Genomic DNA, 22,293 nt, shown 5'->3' on the forward strand with positions numbered 1-22,293 from the left:
TTTCAGCCTCGGCCTTTCAAGGTCTGGTTACGCGCAGCACCACTGCTGCAATACGCTCCGCCCGGCGATACTCGGGTTCGAGCAACTCCTCGCCAAACACATCCGGGTCCATCTCCCAGTACTGCCATCCAAAACGGCTGGCCCGCAACTGCGCACTTACAGCCGTGAGAAACGGATCTACGCCTTCGAACATCGCCACGCCTGTGTACAGCAAAAGGGTGCCGCCCGGTGCCAGACGATTCAGCGCTGCCTCGACGATGGCAATGGACAGGCCCGCACCATGCTCGCCGCCGCCGTCGCGATAAGCGCGTTGTTCGGCGTCAGCCATATAGGGCGGGTTGGCGATGATCAGGTCGAATTCACCCTCCACCCCATTTAACAGATCACTGTGCAAAACGTGCACGTTCGCCGTGCCGGCGAGCTGCGCATTCACCTCGGTGTAGAGCAGCGCCTGAGGGTTGATATCCAGCGCCCACACCTCGCTGTGCGGTCGTTCGACTGCTGCCACGATCGCACCGACACCCGCGCCGCAGCCGATGTCGGCAATGCGCAGGTGCTCGCGCGGCTCGTCGTGCAGATGAGCCAATAGCGCCTGAATAAAACGGTAACTGTCGGGGCCGAAAAATACCGCGTCCTGCTCCTGGGTCGGGAAACGTGAATGCACGAATAGCTGCCCGTGCAACGTCGACCAGCGCACCGCACTGGCCCATGCCTCGCCCTGTGTTTGAAGACTGTTGGCCTCTTTCAACGAGGTCAGCATCGAGTCGTCCAGCACCTCGTTCCTGAACGGTCTGCTCCAGCCGAATACATCACGCAGGTGCTCGGCGAATTCATTGCCGGGTCGCGCGTTGACCCGTGCGTGGGTCAGCGGTGTGACGGTGGTGAAGGAGTAACCCAGTTTCTCCAGCGCTTGCCCCAGTTGGAGCAGCGCTGCACGTTCACCGGCCCAGCTGGTTTTCACCTCTAGCCTCATACCACGCTCCTAGCGAACCAAGGTGGAGAGGATGCGCGTGGCCATCAAACCGGCAGGCGTGCAATGCGTCGCAGGGCCGGCCAGGTCCAGAAGCCGACGCTCCCGAGCCTCGGTGGTCAGTGCCGCCAGCTCTTCTGCCAGGGCGTATTGCTCGCAGTCGATATCGCTGTTCGGGGCGAGCTCGCCCAGGCCTGCCGGGTCGACGCGCCGATGGGCTGCACGCATGCGCCGCGTAGCATCGGTTTGAGCCGGCACGCCAGCGGCGACGTAGGTTGGCTTATGGTCGAGCAGCCAATCGCCAGCGATCCAGTCGTGCAGCACCTGCAACTCATAGGGCGTGAACACGCCGAACATGGCCGCCCCCTCCCCCTGCACCAAATGCCAGAAGCGGCTGTTGTCCGGCGCCTGGTGCCGCACGATCCAACCGCGGTTCTGCAGCGCGGCGAGAAAACCTCGAATCGGTTCGGGCCCGCTCAGCCATTCGTTGACGGTGCGGCCTTCGATGCGGCAGTAGTCCGAATGCACATGCCCGGCCAGTGAGCGCTTGCTTTCCAGCATCGCTAACAACTCGTGCTCAAGGTCGAAGCGCTGGACCGCTGCCGTGGAGCTAAGACCCAGTTCATTGAGTTGATAGCCGTCGCGTACACGCTGGTAAAACTCGGTGGCATCACCAATCTGCGGCAAATTATCCAGCACGGTTTGCACGGCTTTACGGGCATGCCCGGCGACAGCGTTATCGATGGTGACGTGCAGCTTGAAGTAGTACGGATCGATGCCCAGCTCATCCAGTTCATAGGCGCTGATCAGCAGATGCAGCGGCAGTTGTTCGTAGCCCAGGTTGTAGCCGATCACTTCCGGCAGGTAATGCTCCCCCAATGTACCCAGGGCCAGCTGCAGCGCGCCTTGCAGGTAGTTCTCATCGGCCAGGGAGGCCAGTTCTTCGCAGCCATTGCTGCTCAGCAACTGCTGGTACATCAGCACATGGTTCATCTGCGGCACGCCGTCGCCTAGCTCTTCTAGGTAGGTTTGCACCAGCGTATGCAAGCGGACCTCGCGCCAATGGCGCAGCGTGCTGTAGAGCCAGGCGCCGTCCACCAGTTTGGTCGGTGCCACGGCGCGCAGAAAGTACAAGGCGTGGGCACGCCCGGAGAAATAGCGCCGTGGTTCGCCTTCTTTGCGCCCCTGCAGGTAGGCGTTGTATTGCGAGGTGACACGACTGGCGCCGCCGCGCACCCATTGCATCAGCTGCTGCGGGGTGTCCGGTAAATCGCACGGTAAGCTGACCGCTTGGCGCAAATGGCCATCAAGAAACGCGCGTGCGTCTTCCAGATGCTCCTGTGGCTGGCTGAGCAGTTTGACGTATAAATCCTGGGCAGGACCGCGGTGGGGTGTAAGCGTGGCGAAGTCGAGATGTTCCGTATCGACCAGACTCAAGATGGACATTGCGCACTCCTGGCAATTACCTCACAGCAGAGGCATGAAGCTGGGAGCCAGCGCGGTACGCAAAGATTCCACCAATACGCTGAACGGTAAGCCGGCGCGTGGAACGCTGCGGCGAAAGGTGGAACCGCTGCTCGTGCATTAGCGTCTTCTGCTTACTGCTGCACGCGCGCAAGGACCTCTCCATGGCCGCCATCAAGCCGCTGAATTTTGGCATCGAAGAAGAGTATTTCCTGTCGGACCTCACCAGTCGTGAGCTCGCCCGGCAGCCGTCGCCGACATTTTTGCCGGCGTGCCGTGAAGCCCTGCCAGACATGGTGGCGGCTGAGATGTTTGTGTCTCAAATCGAGCTGGTCACGCCCATTCTGAGCAGCCAAAGCGAAGCCCGCGATTGCCTGGCCAAGGCGCGCACAACGTTGTCATGGCTGGGCGAAGAGCATGGCTTGGGCATCGTCGCGGCTGGCACCCATCCGCTGGCGCAATGGCGCTTGCAGCAAGGCACTGACCTGCCCCACTACGTTGATCTGTTTGACGATATGCAGATGGTCGCCCAGCGCAGCGTGCTGTCCGGTTTGCATATTCATGTGGGAGTGCCGGGCGACCGGATTGTGGTGATGAATCGGGTGCTGCAGTGGTTGCCGATGTTGCTGGCCTTGAGCGCGTCTTCGCCGTTCTGGGGTGGACGTGTTTCCGGGTTGCACAGTTATCGCCAGGCCGCCTGTGATGAATGGCCGCGCATGGGCATGCCCGAGCATTTCGCCAGCCAGGCCGATTACGAGCAGTACGTGGATGCCCTGGTGGCCAGTAGCAGCGTGCGCAGCCGCAGCGATGTGTGGTGGAACATTCGCCCGGCGTTGCAGTTTCCGACCCTGGAGCTGCGCATCACCGATGCGTGCCCGCACCTGGAAGACGCGCTGTGCATCGCCGGGCTGTTTCGCGCGATGGTCACTTGGGCGGTGCAAAACCCTGCCGCTGGCCCCAGCGAAACACCACAGCAACGGCAACTGCTGAAAGAAAACCGCTGGCGGGCCAAGCGCTTTGGCATCCACAGCGCCTACATCGAGCCGGGCACCCAGCACAGCATCAGCCTGGAAAGCTGGCTGGATAAAACCTGGGCGCTGATTGGTGACCACGCGCGTGCCGGCGGAGACGAGGGGGTTTACGCCCGTGCCCGGCATATTCTCAGTGCCGGCAACAGCGCGACCCAGCAGCTACAACGCTACCAAGCCGGTGTGCAACGCGGCGCTTCGCCACTGGAAGCGTTGAGTGGCGTGGTGGATCAACTGCGTAATCAAACGCTGGCCGTTTAAATCATTCCAGCCAGGAATGCGTTGCATAAAAAGACAGAATTTTAGTTATCGCTGGACCTGCCCTAGAGTGAGCACGACTGCCCTCCTCACCGCCAGGACGCCACCGTGACCGACAGCGCCGCCAAATTTGATTCCAACCGTGCCAACGAATACGGCCGCCAAAGCCGCATCGCCCTCGCCGGCTACGAGGCCTGCCATGAACTGGCCGCCTGTGTACTGGCTGCAAGCCTGGGCAGCGGTAAACCTAAACGCATTCTGGTGGTAGGCGTGGGAGGCACAGCGCAGGAGATTATCTGCACGGCCGCACTGGAACCCAGTTGGCTGTTTACGGCGGTAGACCCGTCGCCCCCCATGCTGGATACCGCACGTGAGCACCTGCACGCCAACGATCTGTTGGCACGCACTGAGCTGCTGCTTGGCACTGTCGATGATCTTCCGCCCGGCAGCACCTTTGACGCCGCCACCCTGATCGGCGTGCTGCACCATGTGCCCGAGGACGAACCCAAACGCCAGTTGCTGCGAGCCATCCATGCGCACCTTGAGCCGGGCGCGCCGCTGATTGTGGCCGCCAATCACCATGCCTACACCAGCCAGCCGCTGTTGCTTAAAGCCTGGGGCGAGCGGTGGCGGCAACAAGGCGCCAGCGCGGATGAAGTGCAAGCCAAGCTCGGCAAGATTCTGCAAGGCGCCGACCCACCCCACGGCGAAGCCGCCGTGCAACAGTTGCTGAAAGACGCCGGCTTTGCCGACGGCCTGCGGTTTTTCAGCAGCTTGTTCTGGGGCGCGTGGGTCACGCAGCGCCGGTGAGTTATTCGCCCAGGCGCTGACCGAACCTATCGAGCAGACCCTGCGGCGCCTCCTCGTTGAAAAACAGTTTGAGGTTGATATCCGTCTCCGCTGCAACAGTGGCGCTGCGGGGAAACAACGCCTGTTCTTAACGCGCTACGGCCGCCGCGAAATCACCCGGATTCGCCACTATGGCTGGAAAGCGGAGTATTTTTTCCTGAGGTTTAAGGCGCGCGTGTTGGGCTTTTTCAGGCCAGGCCAATCGCGGCTGAAGCCGCTCCTACAGAGGATGTGTTTTCCTGTGGAAGCGGCTGAGTCGCCACAATTTGGCTGATGGTTAGGCGGCCACTTGCTCGTGCTGGCCCAGGTATTCAGCGGTGGAAATCACCGGCGCGTAGCCAAAACTCAGCGCTGCCATAAACGCGGCGTGCACATGGGCGGCTGGCACTTTCACGCCGTCGAACTCCAGATCCAGGGTGGCGCAGGCGTCGTGCAGCACGGTGGTGCGGTAGCCGAAATCGACTGCCGCGCGGGTGATGCCGTGGACGCACATATGGCTCATGTTGCCGACCACAACCAGCTCTTCGATGCCATGCTTGTCGAGGATGGGTTTGAGCTCGGTTTCGCGGAAAGAGTTGATGAAGTGCTTGAGCACCACCGGCTCTTCCGGCTGGTTGATCACGCTGGGGTGCAGCTTGGCGCCCTCACTATCTGGCCGGAAGAACGGTGCGTCCTGGCTGGTGAATTCGTGGCGGATATGAACGACAAGCTCGCCACTTTCGCGAAACGCTGCAATTACCTGGGCCGCCTTGGCAGCTGCGGTTTCGACCTTGCTTAGCGTCCACAGGCCGCCGGGAAAGTAGTCGTTCTGAATATCCACCACGATCAATGCTTTTTTAGCGCTCATAGCGACGCTCCTTGTGAGGTTGCCCGGCCATGCGCCGGGCGATGGGGGTTAGCTGCGCAGAAAGGCCAGCAGATCGGCGTTGAGTTTGTCTTTGTGGTATCGGTGATGCCGTGGGGTGCGCCGGGTAGATCACCAGCTTGGCGTTGCGCACCAGTTCGGCCGAAGCCCGGGCAGCAGCGTCGACGGGCACGATCTGGTCGTCGTCGCCATGCAGAATCAGGGTCGGCACGTCGAATTTTTTCAGGTCTTCCGTGAAGTCGGTTTCGGAGAAGGCCTTGATGCAGTCGTAAGCGTTTTTGTGCCCGGCGAGCATGCCTTGCATCCAGAACGCGTCTATCACGCCTTGCGAGGGGGTGGCGCCGGGGCGGTTGTAGCCAAAGAACGGGCCGCTGGCGATGTCTTTGTAAAGCTGCGAACGATCGGCCACAGAGCCGGCCCGAATACCGTCGAACACAGCGATCGGTAAGCCGCCGGGGTTGGCGTCGGTTTTCACCATTAACGGCGGCACTGCAGAAATCAGCCCGGCCTTGGCCACCCGCGCCGTACCGTGACGGCCGATATAGCGCGCCACTTCGCCACCGCCGGTAGAGAAGCCGAAGAGCGCGGCGCCGCGTACGTCGAGGTGGTCCAGCAGTTGGGCGAGATCGTCGGCGTAGGTGTTCATTTCGTTGCCGTCCCAAGGCTGGCTGGAGCGTCCGTGGCCACGCGGTCATGGGCAATCACCCGGAAGCCGTTGTTGGCGAGGAAGAACATCTGCGCTTCCCAGCTGTCGGCGTTCAGTGGCCAGCCGTGGCTGAGCACCACAACCGGGCCGCTGCCCCAGTCCTTGTAATAAATCTGTGTGCCGTCGCGTGTTGTGATGGTGGCCATGGGCGCTCTCCTTTTGCGGTTATCCGGGGTATTGAGGCTAACCAGCGCAGGAAAAAGGGTCCTGTAGAAAACCTGAAGAATCCTGAATTTTGTGATTATCTTAAGAGTCGCTGCTTGTAGGGCCTTGGGCTTGGCTGTTAAGTGTTGTGCGTGTGTTACGCCTTTACCTTTTCCCTGTCAGACCTGCGCGAGGATGCGCGATGGCTCACCCTACTTCTGGCCCTACTTCGCCAGCGCCTTTGCGCTTTGGCCCCTGTGAAGTGATCCCCGGTAAACGCTTGCTGCGTGTGGATGGCCACGCCGTGGAGTTGCATGGCCGTGCCTTCGATGTGCTGCTCACCCTGCTCGAAGCCAATGGCCAGGTGGTCAGCAAAGATGAACTGATGAAGGCTGTCTGGCCTGGCCGGATCGTCGAGGAAAACACCTGGAGGCGCAGGTGTCGCTGCTGCGCAAGGCGCTGGGCCTGGCACGGGGTTCGATCCGCACAGTGTCGGGTCGAGGCTATCAGTTTGTTAGCCAGAACGAAGCGCCAACGCCGGGTGCCAACCTGTTTATTCCCGCCAGCTTGTCCCGCCTGATAGGCCGCGAAGATGCCCTGCTTGATCTTGAACTGAGTGTCAGCCAGCAGCGCCTGGTGACGCTGATCGGCCCCGGCGGCATTGGTAAAACACGCTTGGCGCTGGAGTGCGCCCGTAACCTGGGCAGCAGCTTTGCCGACCGCGTGTGCCTGGCGGACCTGGCGCCGCTCTCCACCGCCGAGTTTATGGTGCCACCCTTGCCGCCGCCTTGGGCCTGGCCCCCGCCAGCGGCAGTGCCAGCCTGGAACAGATTGCCGCAAGCCTGGTGGGCAGCCGAATTCTGTTGGTGCTGGATAACTGTGAGCACCTGATCGAGGCAGCGGCCAACGCTGTGGAAACCTTGCTGGTGTACAACCGCGGCCTGCATATCGTCGCCACCAGCCGCGAGGCGTTGCGCATCGAGGGCGAATATCTGTTTCGTGTGGCTTCGTTGGAGGTGCCGGCGGCCGATGCGAGCCCGCACGCCATGCGTGAGGCCAGTGCGGTGCAGTTGTTCGAGGCGCGCCTGGAGCATGGGCAGTCCGAGCAACACGCGGTGCCCAATGCGCTGGAACTCAAAGCGCGAATCTGCCGCCGGCTGGATGGCATTCCCCTCGCGATTGAGCTGGCTGCCGCGCGCGTCACCAGCCTGGGTTTGCGAGTGGTGGTCGAGCGTTTGGAAAATCAGTTGGAGTTGCTCGCTGGCGGTAACCGCTCTGCCCTGCCTCGCCAACAAACGCTTCGCGCCACGCTGGATTGGAGCTTCAACTTGCTGGGCGACAACGACCGCACTCTGCTGAACCGCCTTGGGTATTCGTTGGCGCTTTTGGGCTGGAAGGTGCATTGGCGGTCGGAATTTGTGCCGAGTTGAACGCCGAGGCCGTGGTGAAAAGCATTGCCAGCCTGGTGTCGAAATCATTGCTCGCCCTGCAGCACGACCCCAGCAGCGTGAAATACCGACTGCTGGAAGTCACCCGCCGCTACGCCAACGAGAAACTCCGCGACGATGGCGAGCTCATCCGCTCGCGCCGGCTGCATGCGCTGTACCTGCTGGAAGTGTTTTCGTCTGCAGCGCCACTCTGGGAACTGGGTGCCTCGCCGCGCAGCGCGTTGTGCGAAGCCTTGCAAGAAGACCTGCGCGAAGCCTTGCGCTGGACCCTGGATGAACAACAGGACACCGTGCTCGGTATCGACCTGACCCTCGCCGCTTTGGGCTTCTGGTTGCACCGGTCGCAAATTGCCGAGTGCCTGGTCAGCGTCGATCGCGCCCTGGCGCGGGTGCCCAGCCAGGGGCTGTTCGAGCGCAAGGTGATGAAGTTGCAGGCAGTGCGCGGCAAGGCCTTGTTGTATACCGGTGCCGCCAGCGATACCCGCGAAACGTTTCTGCAGACCCTGGATATCGCCCTACGCCTGGGCGACCACGACCATCAAGCGCTTGCCATCTGGGGGCTGTGGGCGCATGGCTACCTGAACGGTCCCTACCGGCAGAATCTGGAGATCGCCAAAACGTTTCTGGCCCATGCGCTACAGCAGCGCGGTACCGGTGATGAATGGGTGGCCAGGCGTATGGTCGCCCTCTCCCAACTTTGCCTGGGCGATCTGCAGGGCGCGCGCAGTGGATTGGAAGCGGTGTTGCGCCACTACCCCGAGGACCTTCGCCAGCGGCATTTGCTGCGTTACGCCTACGACCAGAAAGCCGTGGCCCTGTGCGCCTTGGCCTACACCTTGTGGCTGCAAGGTTTCGCCCATCAGGCCAGCAAGGCCTTGCAGGAGGCGGAGCATCAGGCGTTAGCCACCGGCCACCTGGCCAGCCGCTGGCACGTACTGACCATGAGCACCTGCCCGATTGCCTTGCTCACCGGTGGCGTGTGCGCCCTGGCGCCGCCAAGCCAGCGTTTGCTCGAAGCGCGTAACTGGCATCAATTGGGCGCTCATTCGATTGGTGCCGGACAGTTCTGGGGTGGGGAATTCTGGAGCGGCCTGTATCAACTCTGGCAAGGCGATTTGAGTGCGTACGACCGCATCATCAGCCCGGCTCTGGAACGCCTTGGGCGCGTGCGTTATGCGTCGTATCTGGCGCCATATACGTCGGCGCTATGTACGGTACTGGCACAACGGGGGCGTCCGACTGAGGCGCTACATCTGATCGAACCTGCCATCGCCCATGCCGAGCAAGCGGATGACCAATCGGCGCTACCCGAGCTGTTGCGTTGCCAGGCAGAGCTGCTCGTAACCAATGGCGATAGCGGCGCCGAACCACTTTTGCAGCGGGCGCTGAGCATCGCCCGACAACACCAGATGAAAGCCTGGGAGCTGCGCATTACCACCAGTCTTGCCCGGCTATGGGGTGCTCGCGGGGAGCACAGCGAAGCGCGCCAGGCGTTAAGCGAGGTGTTGGCTTCTTTTTCAGAAGGGTTTGATACCGCCGACTTCGAGGCGGCCCGGCAGGTGCTCAAAGCGCTGGCGTAAGCTCAATGCCGCTCGGCGGCGGTGGTAATACGTTTGCCACCTTGCCGACCCACTTCCAACGCCTGCCCATCGCGCTGTTTACCTTGGCGCGCTTGCCCGACCAACTGCGGAATCAAAGGCCCCTCTGGCAAGTTGCGCCAGAAACGGCCGGGCATATGTTGGGTCAAGGCGTCGGGGTTTACGCGGGCCGGATTGAACGTGTGACGGTAATACGTCGGCCACAGTTCGCCGTCCGGGTCGTCGGCCTGTTGCGCCCATTGTTGCCATTGCTCGGGGCATTGCTTGCGGTAGTCAAACGTCTGGCCGTCATAGCGGATGCCGTCTTCCGGCGTGGCGATCAGCCAACGCTGGCGGCCCAGGCGCTCGGCAAAATGTTCGCTGGCGCTGTGCAGGATGTCGTGAGCAGGCTCGTGAAACGCCACCAGGTCCAATTGCAACGGTTCGGCCACGGCGGGAGGCAGCGGAATAAAACGCACAAAGGCGTGCAGGTGATGGGCTTCGCGGCTGACCTGTTTGATCCGCCGTTGCAGTTCACTGCCCAGGCGATCACCGGCCAGCATCGCGGTACGGTCACCATGGGCGACTCGCCAGAGCACTTCGTACAGCAGGCTCCATCGCTGGTCGCCACGGTAGCGGCCCGCTTGTTCGAGCTGCGCCAGCAAGGCGGCGGGGATGCGGGCCCGGAAGGTGCCACGGCCAGTCGGCAGCGGGGTCGGTAAGGCGAGCAGGTCGTGCATCAGGCCTTGGGCCCACACCACGTCGGCGGGGTCGATGTTGTGGCTGAGCAGCGTGCGTGCTTGTTCGCGCCAGGTGGTGAAGTCGTTCTCGCAGTCGAGTGCGATCATGCCCACAACCCCATTTGTTGCGGTGCCTGAGGTTCGCGCAAACGGGCACGTAGCAGGCCGCTGCGTACTTCGGCTTCCGGCGGGCGATAGTCGCTGGTCACGATAAAAGGCCGGGCTTTATCGAGCACGCAGCGCAGGTTGATCAGGTCGTCGTAGCGAATTCGCCGCTCGCGGCGCAGCGCCACCAGACGTTGCACGCTGCGCAAACCGATGCCCGGAATGCGCGCCAGCAGCGCAGGCTCGGCCCGGTTTACGTCTAGCGGAAACACCTCGCGATTGGCCAATGCCCAGGCGAGCTTGGGGTCGATGTCCAAGGCAAGGTTGCCGGCCTCGCGCAGCAATTCACCGGCCGAATAGCCGTAACCACGCATGAGAAAGTCGGCTTGATACAACCGGTGCTCACGCAATAACGGCGGCGCGGCGAGTGGCACGCTGCTGGGGCTGTCGGGGATGGGACTGAACGCCGAGTAGTACACGCGCTTGAGGGCGTAACCCTTATAAAGCGACTGGGCGTTGGCAAGGATGGTGTGATCGTCCGTGCTGTCGGCGCCGACAATCAATTGGGTGCTCTGCCCGGCTGGCGTAAAGCGCGGTGCATTGCGCTCCCCGGCTACCGCCAATTGGCCTTGATGAATCGTGCCCATGGCGAGGCGGATGGTGCTCGCCTTCTTTTCCGGGGCCAGCAGTTGCAGGCTCTCGTCGGTGGGCAGCTCGATATTCACGCTCAGGCGATCGGCCAGGCGGCCGGCTTCTTCGATCAGTAACGGATCGGCATCGGGAATGGTCTTGAGGTGAATGTAGCCACGAAATTCGTGTTCTTCGCGCAGCAACCGCGCCACGCGAATCAGTTGCTCCATGGTGTAGTCGGCCGAGCGAATGATGCCGGAGCTCAAAACAAGCCGCTGATGCAGTTGCGCCGGTAAAAGTCGAGCGTCAGGCGCACCACTTCCTCTGGCGTAAATCGCGCTCTGGGTACATTGCTTGAGCGTCGGTTTACGCAGTACTGGCAGTCGTACAGGCAAAAGTTGGTCAGCAACACCTTGAGCAATGAAACGCAGCGGCCGTCTGGCGTGTAGCTGTGGCAGATGCCCATGCCATTGGTGGCGCCCATCCCGTCCTGGCCCTTGGAACTGCGCTTGGGCGCGCCGCTACTGGCGCACGAGGCGTCGTATTTGGCGGCATCGGCGAGAATGCCCAGCTTGGCGATAAGTTGCATAAGGGCACCTGACTACTGACTATTCATACAGCTACTGATTATTCGTACAGTAGTTTAGGAGAGCCTCGGCTGGCAAGCTCCGTATATCGTCCGGCATTCCAATGAACACACCGTGATCAGACTCGCCCAACCCGCTGACGAGCCGGCCATACGCCAATGCGCCGAAAATGCCTACGAGCGTTATGTGGCGGACATCGGCAGGCGCCCCGCGCCCATGGACGAGAATTTTTCCGCGCTGATCGTTGCTGGCCATATGTACATCAGCGTGGGAGATGACGGTGAGCTGCAAGGTTTTATCGTTTTTTACGCTGAAGACGGCTGCATGTTGTTGGAGAGTGTTGCCGTGCTACCGCAGGCCGCTGGCCGTGGCGTCGGCAAGGCGCTGATTCAGTTGTGTGAACACACCGCCCTGCAACGTGGACTGCACGCCGTACGCCTGTATACCCATGAAAAAATGACCGACAACCTGGCCATCTATCCCCGCCTGGGTTACCAGGAAGTAGAACGCCGCACCGAGAGCGGATTCAACCGCGTGTTTTTCGAAAAACTGTTGCCGGGCCTTTAGCGCGCTCTCACATCGGAGTTGCGCGATGCGATGCACGCGCTTCTCCCAAGTGATTGTCAGAGCAATCCTTCAAAACTCTTTCTGCTGCAACCCACCGCGCGGCCGTTACGACGTGCAAGCGCCGTAAGCCGGGGTTTCGCTTCGCAAAAGAACCGCAACGTAGCGACTATCCACCGGGTGGCGTTGCGCGACCCACGACGCCGCTTCCCTCTGCTCTTCGAAATTCCGGATGCAAAATCAGCCGCAGCGTCGACACACCGTTCGACACGCAAACACGGTTGTCAGTTGACAACCGTCAAATCTCTTTGCAGACTGGAGTTCATCGGATGACTCGTTCCCCACACTCAAAAAGGAAGTTGAAAAAGCCCTGAAGTACGTCGAGTCACAGGGCTGGCGCGTGGAGGCAGGCGGCGGTCACTGTTGGGGAAAAATGTACTGCCCCTACAACGACCGGGACTGTCGATGTGGCGAATTTTGTATCAGCAGTATCTGGAGCACCCCGAAAAACCCGGGGAATTTAGCCAATGCCATAAGGCGCGTGGTCAACAACTGCAGCACGCACCTGGACTGGCAGAAAAGCCAAGGGCAATCGGCCTGAAGCGGAGTAACGACCATGGACTACATCTTTACCCTCAAATACCAACTGCCGCCTGACGAGCAGGATATGGACGCGCTAATAGGTCGCCTCGGCGAAGCGGGCTGCGATGATGCACTCATCGGTATCGGCCAGCCGGGCCGTATCGCGCTGGAGTTCACCCGCGAGGCCAATTGCGCGGAAGAGGCGATTAAAAGCGCCCTGGCCGATGTACGCCAGGCTCTGCCAACCGCCACCCTGATCGAAGCAACCCCGGATCTGGTCGGCCTTACCGATGCCGCCGAACTGATGGGCATGACCCGTCAGAATATGCGCAAGCTGATGCTGGCCAATGCTGCTACGTTTCCGCCACCCATTCACGAAGGTTCGGCGTCCATCTGGCACCTGGCAGAAATTCTCGCCTGGATGCAAACACGCGGCACCTATGCGCTTAAGCAGAACCTGGTGGAAATTTCCCGAATGGCCATGCAGGTGAACGTGGCTAAAGAGCAGCAACGCCTGGCCAGCCCGCCCACCGTCGAGCCAGGCATGCTCGCCTGGTAACTGCCGGCGGCTGTATGGCCTATTTAGGCGTGATCTGACTCTTCCATAGATGACAGCAGCGCCCTAGCATCGGCAAACATCACCTGCCAGGGCGCGAAATGAACGACATTCCAGGCAACATCGAGTTCGGCCCGTTACAGCTGCGGCGCTTAGGCCCAGGCGACCTCGAACTCATCTGCACGCACCGCGAAGCCATGTTTCTGGAAGCCGGCGGCGACCCTGAGCAACTGCGGGTAATGACCGAACATTTTCGCCCTTGGCTGGTGCCACGGTTGGCCGATGGCCGTTACTACGGTTTTCTCGTGCTGGACGGTGACCAGCCCGCCGCCGCCATTGGCCTGATGAGCATCGAGTGGCCGCCCCACCCCGCCCATCCCACCCAGGATTTGCGCGGTTACGTGCTGAATGTGTTTGTTGAACACGATTATCGCCGTCGCGGCTTGGCCTCGAGTTTGATGCAGTTGGCCGAAGCCGAGTTTGCTCAACGCGGCATCAGCTTTGCGATTCTGCACGCCACCCAGGTGGGCAAACCGGTGTACGAGGCGCTGGGCTGGGCCGGCACCTCGGAGATGGCCAAGCCGGTTAAAGCTTCAGTCAAAGTTTGAAGGTCGAGTCATCAATCTGCCGATCCAGCACAATCTCCACCAGCAGCGTGGTGTGGGCGACAAAGAAGTTTTTGATGTCCGCCGCCGCAATCGCCAGGCCATCCGTTGAACTGGGAAGCACGCTGCCGTAGCCCACGGGCTGCTTGGGCGGGTGAAACAAGGGCTGGGCAGAAAGGCTGAGATACAGAAACTGCAGCCCATACTTTTCCAGTACCTGGTCAAGCGCGGAAATCGACAGGTAGATGGAGCGGTAAGCGCCGTTGTCTTCGTAGGGATGAACCGTGGTAATTACCTTCTCGTACAGCTCTTGTTCGAACTTTCTATCGGAGTTGATCTGACGATAGAGCTGGAAAAAATAGTCCCGCACATCGTTTTGCAGGTCGTCGGTCACATAGGTGGCCAGGTTCTGATAGCGCGGCGATTGAGCAGCAATAAACGGGCTGATCTGGTCGATCTTGCTTTGCCAGGGGAACGTGCCACCGGCCGGCACGAAGTCGGCGTCGGTTACATTCAAGGCCGCCTGAATAAGTGTCAGGGTGTTGGGGTTTTTCGGGCCCTTATCCTTTAACGCCACGGTGCTGTGGTTTTCCTGGTCGACGATGCCGAATGCGATCACACCATTGGCCCGTTCCAGCTTCCAACCGGGCTTGGCCTGAGAATGCTGGTCCAGCGCCAGGGTCAAGCGTGAGGCGTTAAGGTTGGCGGTGCTGATGCGCACGGTGCCGTCGCTGCCATCTTCGTTGGCGATGGCCTCGACGCCGTCATACCCCACGTTACCGACCAACACCGTCGCCAGAACTTTGCCGCTGCCGTACCAGGTGCTGGTTCCAAACAGATCGCGCTTGGCCAGTTCCATGGTGTAGGGCGAACCCAGCTCCAGGCCTTTGAGAATTTGAGTGCCGGTTTGGCCCACAAAGCGGTTCCAGCCCTTGAGCACCCGGCCAATAAACGAACGGCCTTTATGGGCCAGCGGCGAGCCGAAGTTGGCGGGAGCCAGCATCACAAAGCGCTGAATGGGCGTGGTGTCGCTGGTGTAATAACGCGTCATCCACTCACGCACCACCAAGGCGCCGGTGCTGTGGGTGACGATATCCACACTATGCGCTTTCTTGGACAAACCGCTGGCAATCCAGGCGCGCTCCATGGCCACGGCCAGGTCGGAATATGTCACGTCGTCTTGCAGGGAAATCCAGTCAGCGATTTTTATCTCAATGGGCGGCGCGCCAAACCAGGTGGTTATTTGCTTGGCCAGCTTGGTGAATGACTTACCTTCGTCGCTCCAGCCATGAACAATCACGATTGAACGAGGCATAGCGTCCTCCTTGAAACAGCAACCCGTTTCGCACCCTTGACTGCATTGACGGGATGCCCCAGCCGCGTCTGCGGCTAGATCAGCGTAGTGCCGGCCTTGATATTGGCAAGTTGGGCTAGGCGGGCGCGCCAGTGAGTGGTCTCAAGGCGTCGTCGAACTGGTTCAGTCGTGGAAACACCATCGGTTGCTCGTCCTCCAGATGCCGCAAACGCTCGGCGTAACTGCTCAAAAACTCGCCCCGCGCCTCATCGCTGATATACGGCACATGCCACGCCACAAACGGCGCGAGCACCTCGAACCCGACGTAAGCCAGCGTGCCGCGCAGCAGCGGCCGCAGCATGTCTTCCAGCGGCCCGTGAATGGCGCCGTCGCCGAACATATGTTCGCGGCCACCGAGGGTCAGGCTGACCAACGCTTTCTTGCCGCTTAGCCCACCCTGGTCGTAGAAGCGTTTGCCGCCATAGCAAACGCCGCTAACCAGCACCCGGTCGATCCAGCCCTTGAGCATGGCCGGCACGGAAAACCAGTACAGCGGGAAGTTGAGAATCAGCAGGTCTGCCCACAAAAGCTTGTCCAGTTCCTGCTGGATATCGGCGGCCAGACTGCCGTTCTTCACCCCCATTCGCTGCTCCAAGGCGTAGACGAGGTAGTCCGGGTTCTCCCGCCCCTTGAAGTCGGCGTCGCTGGCGACAGGATTCCATTGCATGGCGTAGAGGTCGCTGGTCTGCACCGTGTGCCCCTGCGCCTCCAGGCTTTGCCGCGCCTGACTGGCCAGCGCGGCGGTAAAGGAATGGGCTTCGGGGTGGGCGTGCACGATCAATACGTTCAAGGTTGTTGCTCCAGGCGAATCAAGGCATCGACGGCGATGGTGGCGTCGGCGCCGACCAGCAGCGGGTTTACGTCCAGTTCCAACAGCTGCCCGGCGTTTTCGCAGGCGTAGTCGGCGACGGCACGGATGGCCGCCACCAGCGCGTCCATATCCGTCGCCGGACGCCCCCGAAACCCTTGCAGCAAGCCCACGCTGCGCAGGCTCAGCAAGGCGGCCCGGATAGCGGCATCGGTGGTCGGTAGCAACAGGCTGCGGCTGTCTTTCAGCAGCTCCACCAAGATGCCGCCGGCGCCAATGACCAACGCCAGGGCAAAGCCGTTTTCCCGTTTGATACCCACGATCAGCTCGGCGAGCGGCGCTTTGGCCATCGGTTCGAGCAGCACCTGATCGAATGGAATGTGCGGCGCATAGGCAGCGATACGCCCGCGCATTTCTTCCAGAGCGACCTGCAAGGCCTGCGGCGTCGCGAGGTTAAGCGCCACTGCACCGGCCTCGGTTTTATGCGGCAGTTGGTTGCTGACCGCTTTGAGTACCAGCGGATAACCCACGCGCTGGGCGGCGGCCAAAGTGCGTTCCGGCGTACTCAGTTCGCCGGCCGGCACGGTCAGGCCGAAGGCGCGCAACGCCTGTTTGGATTGCCATTCATCCAGCACCACGCCCTCGCCTGCCAGCGCTTGCGGGCACAGTGGCAGCAACGCCGATTCGCCACGGGCCAACAACGTTGCTCGCTGTTGTTGGTAGTGAGCGATTTTTCCCCAGGCGGCCAAGCCGTCTTCAACGCCTTGTAGGGCAGCGATACCTTCGGCGTGCAGGCGTTCCCGCGCGCTAGTCGGCAGCAATTCAGGAAACGCCGAGGTCACAAAACCCACCTTGCCGTGACGCACCAACGCCTCGCTATAGAGCTGTAATAGAAGATCACATTCCTTGCGCTCACCCGTGGCTTCGCTGGGGTAGTCGAGCACCAGAACCGCGGCGTCGGCTTCGGTACGCAAGGCGCTATCGAGCATCTGTTGCAAGGCTGCACCGTCGCCCCAGATGGCGGTGGTGAAGTCCAGCGGGTTGACCAGATTGGCGTAGCTGGGCAGCACCTGAGCGAGCTCGTCGCGCTGCCCCTGATTTAATGACGGCAATTGCAGGCCGTTGCGCTCGCTGTAGTCGGCAAGCAACCCCGCATCGCCGCCGGAACAGGCCAAGGCGATCAGCCGATTACCCGCCGGCAGGTTGCCGCAGGCCGCCGCTTTCAAGGTTTCGACAAAACTTACCGGGCCGCTGACGCGAATCACGCCCAGGCGTTCGAACAGGCTGTCGTACAGCGCATCGGAGCCAGCCAGCGAACTGGTGTGGCTCAACGCCAACTGCGCACCGAGCTGCGACACACCAGTTTTCAGGGCAACAATCGGAATGCCTTTGAGCAGCGCCTTGTGCGCGGCGGCGGCAAAGCCCGGTACGTTTTTCAAGCCTTCAAGGTGCAAGCCGATGGCGGTTACCCGTGGCTCATCGAGCAGCACATCCATCAGTTCGGCCACGCCGATCTGCGCCTGATTGCCGACCGATGCCATATACGCGATGGGCAGCGAGCGGTCGCTCATGGACAGGTTGTAGGCGAAGTTGCCACTTTGAGTCAGCACCGCCACGCCCTTCTCGACCGTCTTGCCGCCATGGGCAACCGGCCACAGCGCGGCGCTATGCAGATAGTCCAGCAGGCCGTAGCAATTAGGGCCCAGCAACGCCATATCGCCAGCAGCGCGTAGCAGTTGCTCCTGCAGGCGCGCGCCCTCCTCGCCGGTTTCGGCAAAGCCAGACGCATAGCAAATGGCTCCGCCGGCGCCTTTGACGGCCAGTTGTGCCACGCAGTCGAGGGTCAGTTCGCGGTTGGTGGCGATAAATACGGCATCCGGGCCACACGGCAGATCCGCGACGCTGGCCACACACGGCACGCCATCCAACTCGGCGTGTTGCGGGTTCACCAGCCACATCTGGCCCTGGTAACCGCCATCAGCACAGCGCTTAAGCGCACGGGCCATGCTGCGCCCGCCGACAAAGGCCAAGTGCTGTGGGGCCAGTAAACGTTTGAGGTTGTTACGCAGGCTCATTACGACGCTCCCTTAACGCAACAGCGGCCGCAGCAGTTCGCGGGAAATGATGTGGCGCTGGATTTCCGAGGTGCCTTCCCAGATCCGCTCGATCCGCGCGTTACGCCAGATGCGTTCCACCGGGCCTTCGTCCATCAACCCCATGCCGCCGAAAATCTGCACGGCTTCGTCGGCCACTTTGCCCAGCACTTCACTGGCAAACAGCTTGGCCATGCCGGCCTCGCCATCAGTCATGCTGCCCTGGTCCATTTTCCAGGCGGTGTGCAGGGTAAGCAGTTCAGCCGCGCGGATTTGCGTGGCCATATCGGCGAGCTTGAACGACACGCCCTGGTAGCTGCCGATGGGCTGGCCGAATTGTTTGCGATCGGCGGCCCATTGCAGCGACACATCCAATGCACGCTGGGCCTGGCCCACGCAGTTGGCAGCGACCATGACGCGGCCAGCAGTCAGCCAGGCATTGGCCACTTCCCAGCCTTTGTCGACCTCGCCCAGCACCTTGCTGGCTGGCACGCGGCAGTCGTCAAAGAACATCTCAAAGGTGTGGTAACCGCGGTTGCTCACGCACTTGGGGCCGCGGCGAATGGTCATGCCGGGTGTATCGCGGTCGACCAAAAACGAGGTGACGGCGTTGCGCTTGCGGCCGTTGTGTTCGTAGCTGTCGGTGACGGCAAATACGATGGCGAAATCGGCGTGCCCGGCGTGGCTGATAAAGTGCTTGCTGCCGTTCAGAATAAAATCGTCGCCGTCACGCACGGCGCGGGTTTTGATGGCGTTGGCATCGGAGCCGGCGCCCGGTTCGGTCAGGGCAAAGCAGTCGACTTTTTCGCCTTGCACGCTCGGTAGCAGGTAGTCCTGAATCTGCTGGCCTTTGCAGGCCATGAGGATTTTCGAGGGCCGCGCGACAAACACATGCACTGCCCAGGAAACTTTGGACAGCTCGCGCTCGATCAGTGCCTGGGACAGATAGTCCAGCCCACCACCGCCCACCTCTTCCGGCATGTTGAAGGCGTAAAAACCGGCAGCGATGGCTTTGCCGCGAATTTCAGCGGCCAGTTCTGGCGACACTTCATCCGCGCGGTCTACCGCTTCTTCGTGGGGCAGCAGTTCTTTGGCGACAAAGCTGCGTACCGACTCCACCAGCATTTCTTGTTCTTGCGTCAGTTGGAAATTCATAGCTGCACCTGGCTCACGACGTTATTGGGTTAGCGGCCGACAAAATGCGGCGCGCGCTTTTCCACGCTGGCGCGCAGGGCTTCATTGCCGTCTTCACTGCGGCCACACAGTAGCCCGGCCGCCAGTTCGGCGTGCAGGTGCTGGGGCAAGTCGCGTTTTTCGCCGTCACGAATCAGTTGTTTGGTTTGCGCGAAGGCAAAGGTCGGCCCATTGGCCAAACGCTGGGCCAGTTCGGCGGCCACAGTCGACAGTTGCTCATCGGCACACAGCTCCCCGACCAGGCCGGCAGCCAGCGCCCGCTCGGCGCTCCAAAGCTCGTCGAGGAACAGAAAACGCTTGGCCTGCTCGGCGCCGATCAAACGCGGCAAATGCCAACTGGCGCCGGCGTCCGGCGAGTACGCCATGCTGGTGTAGCCGGCCTTGAAACGTGCCGACTGTGCGGCAATGCGGAGGTCGCAGCACAGCGCCAGGTCCATGCCGGCGCCGACGGCGGTGCCGTTGATGGCGGCAATGGTGGGTTTTTCCAGGCTGTACAGGCGCGCCATCAGGCGGTGCGCGGCTTCGGTCCAGCCGTAGGTTTCCAGGTCGCCACGGGCTTCGGCGGCGGCCCATTCGGCCAGTTCCGCGCCGGCACAAAAGCTACGGCCATTGCCGGTTAGCACCACCACACGCACGTCGGGATCCTGGTTCAGCTCTTCCAACTGCTCCAGCAAGAATTGCAGGGTGGGAATATCCAATGCGTTGCGCTGTTCAACGCGATTAAGGGTCAGGCGGGCAATGCCGGCTTCTTTTTGGCAAAGCACAGCGAGCTGCGTGGTCATAGGCGGCCTCGAAAGTTTTTTAGTCTTGTAGGGAGAGCGTGGCGTGGCGGGCGTCAGCCCTGGCGTAACCAGTCGATAAACTGGGCGAACAACTCCGCTTGCGAGTTGACCGAGAGCTTCAGGTACAGGTTTTTGCGGTGCATGCGCACGGTCTCGGGGGAAATCGCCAGCTCGTAAGCCGCAGATTTCACCGAGTGGCCACGCAGCACCATATGCGCCACTTCCCGTTCACGTTCGGTGAGCAGGTCGCAGCCGAAGTTGTTGAATGCCACCTGAATACGCTGGCTTAGAAGCGCGTGGTCCTGCTCGGCGGCGCTATCACTGGCGCCGTTCTGTTGCAGCCAGTGACGGCCGAACTGAGCCAGCACTTCGCGCACCATCGGCTGCATGGCGCGCAGCAAGTTGAGCTGCTCGGGGGCCAGGTTTTGCGCGCCCATGCCTTGGAACAGACTGACGGAGATTTTGCTGCGGCTGTCGAGGTTGACGATGTAGTAGCTGTCTTCCGCGCAACCGATTTCCAGGTAGTAGTTCTTGTAGTACTCGCTGGAGAAGAAATCGTCCGGGGCGATTTCCGTCAGGTGATAGAACCCCTCGGCCAGGCCGCCTTCCACGGCCAGGCAGAACGGGTCGAGCAGGTAACCACCGGAGAAATAGCGGTTGATCATCCAGTCGCGGTAACGCTCGGGAATGCCCTGCTGGAACAGCAGTTGCGGCGGCTGGTCTTTGCGCTCCACGCTGATCATCAACGACTGCACCGGCACCAGATGGCCCAGGGCATTGGCCAGATGCGTCAGTGCCTCCAGGCCGTCGACGTGGGTCAAGGCCTGTTGCAGTTCGGCGTGCCACTGGCGCAAGGCGCTCAGCGGCAGCGAAACCAGGGAATCATCGGCGTTATTCATGGCCCGCAGTCTATGCAGGCGCTCGGAGTGCCGTAAAGCCATGGATACACTCATCTTCAATGCCCCGCGTATTGGCCGCTGACCGTCAGCTCATCGGCCACTTCCAGAATGCACTCGCGCAAGGTTTCGACAATCTGGTCGACCTGGGCCCGGGTGATGATCAGCGGCGGCGACATCACGTTCAGGTGCACCATCGGCCGTACCAGCAACCCTTTGGCCTGTGCGCGGGTGTGGATTTTCTCACCGATGTTCAGCGCTTCCGGGAACAGCGCCTTGCTGCGCTTATCAGCCACGAACTCGACGCAGGCCATCAGCTTTTTGCAGCGCACATCGCCCACCAGCGGCAAGTCGCGCAGGGTGGCCAGGCGCTCTTCCAGGTAAGAGCCCACATCGTTCACATGGGCCAGCAGGTTTTCCCGCTCGATGATTTCGATGTTTTTCAGTGCTGCGGTGCAGCACACCGGGTGGCCGCTGTAGGTAAAGCCGTGGGTAAAGCAGCGGCCTTTGCCGGGCTCGTCGATCACTTTCCAGATGCGGTCAGAGAAAATGCACGCGCCCAGCGGCAAGTACGCCGAGGTCAGGCCTTTGGCTGTGGTGATGATGTCGGGCTGCACGCCAAACAACGCCTCGCTGGCGAAGAAGGTGCCCAGGCGGCCAAAGGAGGTCACCACTTCGTCGGCCACAAACAGAATGTCGTAGGTCTGGCACACCTCCCACATCCGTTTCAGGTAGCCCTCGGGCGGAATGATCACGCCGCCGGAGCCCATGATCGGCTCGGCAAAGAAGGCCGCGACGTTATCGGCGCCGATGCTGAGAATCTTGTCTTCGAACTCGGCGATCAGGTAGTCGACAAACTGCGCCTCGTTCATCCCGGCCGGTGCGCGGTACGGGTTGGGGTTGGAGATATGGTGGATGCGGTCGTTGGTGTAATCGAACTCGGGCACCCGGTCGGCGGCCTTGTTGCCGATCTGCATGCACAGGGTGGTGGAGCCGTGATAGGCGTTGTACCGCGCAATCACGTGCTTCTTCTCCGGCTTTCCGCGGCAGTTCTGGTAGTACTGGATCAGGCGGTAGGCGGTGTCTACGGCCGTGGAGCCGCCGGTGGTGAGAAACACATGATCGAGATCGCCCGGCGCCAGCTCGGCGAGCTTTTTACACAGGTCGATGGCGACGTTGTTGGCCATGTCGCAGAACGGGTTGGCGTAGGCCAGCTTGCGCACCTGATCGGCGATGGCCAGGGCCATTTCTTCGCGGCCCAGGCCAATGTTGGTGCACCACATGCCACCCACCGCATCGAGGAAGCGGTTGCCTGCGGTGTCGTAAATGTAAGCGCCCTCGCCGGCAACGATATTCAGGGAGCCTTGCTCGCGGTGTTCATCAAACACGTGGTAACCGTGCATGTAGTGCGCCTTGTCCGCCTGGACCAGTGCCGCATCCGCAAAGCCATCAAAAAAAGCCTGAGTTGGAGTCGCCATAACCATTACC

The 22,293-nt window shown here is 61.3% G+C and carries 19 protein-coding genes and 4 pseudogenes; 10 read left to right on the forward strand and 13 right to left on the reverse strand.

Annotated elements, in window-relative coordinates:
• Nucleotides 1–16: 16 nt before the first annotated feature.
• Together AC0V2S_RS17530 and AC0V2S_RS17535 are read right to left on the reverse strand one after the other, a co-directional pair.
• On the reverse strand, nucleotides 17–973 hold the full coding sequence (locus tag AC0V2S_RS17530) for a methyltransferase (protein ID WP_475510847.1): 957 nt from the start codon (nucleotides 971–973) through the stop codon (nucleotides 17–19).
• A 9-nt stretch (nucleotides 974–982) separates the two neighbouring features.
• Nucleotides 983–2,416 carry an iron-containing redox enzyme family protein gene (locus tag AC0V2S_RS17535; protein WP_475510848.1) on the reverse strand — a complete coding sequence of 478 codons (1,434 nt, stop codon included), beginning with the start codon at nucleotides 2,414–2,416 and terminating at the stop codon, nucleotides 983–985.
• A gap of 182 nt (nucleotides 2,417–2,598) precedes the next feature.
• Here AC0V2S_RS17535 and AC0V2S_RS17540 point away from each other — a divergent pair, with 182 nt between their 5' ends.
• On the forward strand, nucleotides 2,599–3,723 hold the full coding sequence (locus AC0V2S_RS17540; RefSeq protein ID WP_475510849.1) for a carboxylate-amine ligase: 1,125 nt from the start codon (nucleotides 2,599–2,601) through the stop codon (nucleotides 3,721–3,723).
• A 105-nt stretch (nucleotides 3,724–3,828) separates the two neighbouring features.
• Nucleotides 3,829–4,530 (forward strand): class I SAM-dependent methyltransferase, encoded by a 702-nt coding sequence (locus AC0V2S_RS17545; RefSeq protein ID WP_475510850.1) that lies wholly within the window; start codon nucleotides 3,829–3,831, stop codon nucleotides 4,528–4,530.
• A 316-nt stretch (nucleotides 4,531–4,846) separates the two neighbouring features.
• On the opposite strand, the gene AC0V2S_RS17550 is transcribed toward AC0V2S_RS17545, so the two are convergent.
• Nucleotides 4,847–5,416, reverse strand: a complete 570-nt coding sequence (locus AC0V2S_RS17550; protein WP_475510851.1) for a cysteine hydrolase family protein — start codon at nucleotides 5,414–5,416, stop codon at nucleotides 4,847–4,849.
• A 48-nt stretch (nucleotides 5,417–5,464) separates the two neighbouring features.
• Nucleotides 5,465–6,286, reverse strand: a pseudogene (locus AC0V2S_RS17555) (alpha/beta fold hydrolase).
• Between the two features lie 200 nt (nucleotides 6,287–6,486).
• Between AC0V2S_RS17555 and AC0V2S_RS17560 the strand changes: the two are divergent.
• The 4 genes and pseudogenes from AC0V2S_RS17560 to AC0V2S_RS17575 form a co-directional block, all read left to right on the forward strand.
• Nucleotides 6,487–6,696: pseudogene (locus tag AC0V2S_RS17560) on the forward strand (winged helix-turn-helix domain-containing protein); the annotation flags it as partial.
• Between the two features lie 26 nt (nucleotides 6,697–6,722).
• Complete coding sequence (locus AC0V2S_RS17565) at nucleotides 6,723–7,175, forward strand: hypothetical protein (protein WP_475510927.1); 453 nt, start codon at nucleotides 6,723–6,725, stop codon at nucleotides 7,173–7,175.
• Entirely contained in the window at nucleotides 7,073–7,714 is a 642-nt protein-coding gene (locus AC0V2S_RS17570; protein WP_475510852.1) for an ATP-binding protein, read from the forward strand. The genes AC0V2S_RS17565 and AC0V2S_RS17570 overlap by 103 nt, the downstream gene beginning before the upstream one ends.
• A complete protein-coding gene (locus AC0V2S_RS17575) occupies nucleotides 7,687–9,312 on the forward strand; it encodes a hypothetical protein (RefSeq protein ID WP_475510853.1) in 1,626 nt (541 codons plus the stop codon). Before AC0V2S_RS17570 ends, AC0V2S_RS17575 begins: the two co-directional genes overlap by 28 nt.
• 2 nt (nucleotides 9,313–9,314) lie before the next feature.
• On the opposite strand, the gene AC0V2S_RS17580 is transcribed toward AC0V2S_RS17575, so the two are convergent.
• A complete protein-coding gene (locus AC0V2S_RS17580; protein WP_475510854.1) occupies nucleotides 9,315–10,163 on the reverse strand; it encodes a TIGR03915 family putative DNA repair protein in 849 nt (282 codons plus the stop codon).
• A pseudogene (locus tag AC0V2S_RS17585) lies at nucleotides 10,154–11,373 on the reverse strand (putative DNA modification/repair radical SAM protein). Before AC0V2S_RS17585 ends, AC0V2S_RS17580 begins: the two are co-directional and overlap by 10 nt.
• A 112-nt stretch (nucleotides 11,374–11,485) precedes the next feature.
• Between AC0V2S_RS17585 and AC0V2S_RS17590 the strand changes: the two are divergent.
• From AC0V2S_RS17590 to AC0V2S_RS17605, 4 genes and pseudogenes are all read left to right on the forward strand, one after another.
• Nucleotides 11,486–11,938 carry a GNAT family N-acetyltransferase gene (locus AC0V2S_RS17590; RefSeq protein ID WP_475510855.1) on the forward strand — a complete coding sequence of 151 codons (453 nt, stop codon included), beginning with the start codon at nucleotides 11,486–11,488 and terminating at the stop codon, nucleotides 11,936–11,938.
• Nucleotides 11,939–12,264: 326 nt separating this feature from the next.
• A pseudogene (locus AC0V2S_RS17595) lies at nucleotides 12,265–12,536 on the forward strand (hypothetical protein).
• 15 nt (nucleotides 12,537–12,551) lie between these two features.
• Nucleotides 12,552–13,076, forward strand: a complete 525-nt coding sequence (locus AC0V2S_RS17600; RefSeq protein ID WP_475510856.1) for a helix-turn-helix transcriptional regulator — start codon at nucleotides 12,552–12,554, stop codon at nucleotides 13,074–13,076.
• Nucleotides 13,077–13,174: 98 nt separating this feature from the next.
• Nucleotides 13,175–13,681, forward strand: coding sequence for a GNAT family N-acetyltransferase (locus AC0V2S_RS17605; protein WP_475510857.1), 507 nt, complete (start codon nucleotides 13,175–13,177; stop codon nucleotides 13,679–13,681).
• Here AC0V2S_RS17605 and AC0V2S_RS17610 read toward each other — a convergent pair.
• The 7 genes from AC0V2S_RS17610 to AC0V2S_RS17640 all read right to left on the reverse strand — a co-directional run bounded on the left by AC0V2S_RS17610 (nucleotide 13,671) and on the right by AC0V2S_RS17640 (nucleotide 22,283).
• A complete protein-coding gene (locus AC0V2S_RS17610) occupies nucleotides 13,671–14,993 on the reverse strand; it encodes an esterase/lipase family protein (protein WP_475510858.1) in 1,323 nt (440 codons plus the stop codon). The two genes, AC0V2S_RS17605 and AC0V2S_RS17610, sit on opposite strands and share 11 nt — an antisense overlap.
• Nucleotides 14,994–15,108: 115 nt before the next feature.
• Nucleotides 15,109–15,822, reverse strand: coding sequence for an NAD(P)H-dependent oxidoreductase (locus AC0V2S_RS17615; RefSeq protein WP_475510859.1), 714 nt, complete (start codon nucleotides 15,820–15,822; stop codon nucleotides 15,109–15,111).
• Nucleotides 15,819–17,915: an acetate--CoA ligase family protein gene (locus AC0V2S_RS17620; protein WP_475510860.1), complete on the reverse strand. Its 2,097-nt coding sequence runs from the start codon at nucleotides 17,913–17,915 to the stop codon at nucleotides 15,819–15,821. Before AC0V2S_RS17620 ends, AC0V2S_RS17615 begins: the two co-directional genes overlap by 4 nt.
• 12 nt (nucleotides 17,916–17,927) lie before the next feature.
• The gene (locus tag AC0V2S_RS17625; RefSeq protein WP_475510861.1) at nucleotides 17,928–19,088 is read right to left on the reverse strand and encodes an acyl-CoA dehydrogenase family protein; all 1,161 of its coding nucleotides are present in this window, start codon (nucleotides 19,086–19,088) and stop codon (nucleotides 17,928–17,930) included.
• A 29-nt stretch (nucleotides 19,089–19,117) separates the two neighbouring features.
• The gene (locus AC0V2S_RS17630; RefSeq protein WP_475510862.1) at nucleotides 19,118–19,909 is read right to left on the reverse strand and encodes an enoyl-CoA hydratase/isomerase family protein; all 792 of its coding nucleotides are present in this window, start codon (nucleotides 19,907–19,909) and stop codon (nucleotides 19,118–19,120) included.
• Nucleotides 19,910–19,962: 53 nt separating this feature from the next.
• Nucleotides 19,963–20,808 (reverse strand): response regulator transcription factor, encoded by an 846-nt coding sequence (locus tag AC0V2S_RS17635; RefSeq protein WP_475510863.1) that lies wholly within the window; start codon nucleotides 20,806–20,808, stop codon nucleotides 19,963–19,965.
• 56 nt (nucleotides 20,809–20,864) lie between these two features.
• A complete protein-coding gene (locus AC0V2S_RS17640) occupies nucleotides 20,865–22,283 on the reverse strand; it encodes an aminotransferase (RefSeq protein ID WP_475510864.1) in 1,419 nt (472 codons plus the stop codon).
• Between the last annotated feature and the right edge of the window lie 10 nt (nucleotides 22,284–22,293).

It is taken from the genome of Pseudomonas sp. CC11G, from assembly GCF_056174845.1.

Coding starts and splice junctions, on each gene's coding strand:
- AC0V2S_RS17540 (WP_475510849.1), top strand. CDS start 2,599: ATGGCCGCCATCAAGCCGCTGAATTTTGGCATCGAAGAAGAGTATTTC.
- AC0V2S_RS17625 (WP_475510861.1), bottom strand. CDS start 19,088: ATGAATTTCCAACTGACGCAAGAACAAGAAATGCTGGTGGAGTCGGTA.
- AC0V2S_RS17630 (WP_475510862.1), bottom strand. CDS start 19,909: ATGACCACGCAGCTCGCTGTGCTTTGCCAAAAAGAAGCCGGCATTGCC.
- AC0V2S_RS17550 (WP_475510851.1), bottom strand. CDS start 5,416: ATGAGCGCTAAAAAAGCATTGATCGTGGTGGATATTCAGAACGACTAC.
- AC0V2S_RS17640 (WP_475510864.1), bottom strand. CDS start 22,283: ATGGCGACTCCAACTCAGGCTTTTTTTGATGGCTTTGCGGATGCGGCA.
- AC0V2S_RS17620 (WP_475510860.1), bottom strand. CDS start 17,915: ATGAGCCTGCGTAACAACCTCAAACGTTTACTGGCCCCACAGCACTTG.
- AC0V2S_RS17610 (WP_475510858.1), bottom strand. CDS start 14,993: ATGCCTCGTTCAATCGTGATTGTTCATGGCTGGAGCGACGAAGGTAAG.
- AC0V2S_RS17530 (WP_475510847.1), bottom strand. CDS start 973: ATGAGGCTAGAGGTGAAAACCAGCTGGGCCGGTGAACGTGCAGCGCTG.
- AC0V2S_RS17635 (WP_475510863.1), bottom strand. CDS start 20,808: ATGAATAACGCCGATGATTCCCTGGTTTCGCTGCCGCTGAGCGCCTTG.
- AC0V2S_RS17605 (WP_475510857.1), top strand. CDS start 13,175: ATGAACGACATTCCAGGCAACATCGAGTTCGGCCCGTTACAGCTGCGG.
- AC0V2S_RS17535 (WP_475510848.1), bottom strand. CDS start 2,416: ATGTCCATCTTGAGTCTGGTCGATACGGAACATCTCGACTTCGCCACG.
- AC0V2S_RS17600 (WP_475510856.1), top strand. CDS start 12,552: ATGGACTACATCTTTACCCTCAAATACCAACTGCCGCCTGACGAGCAG.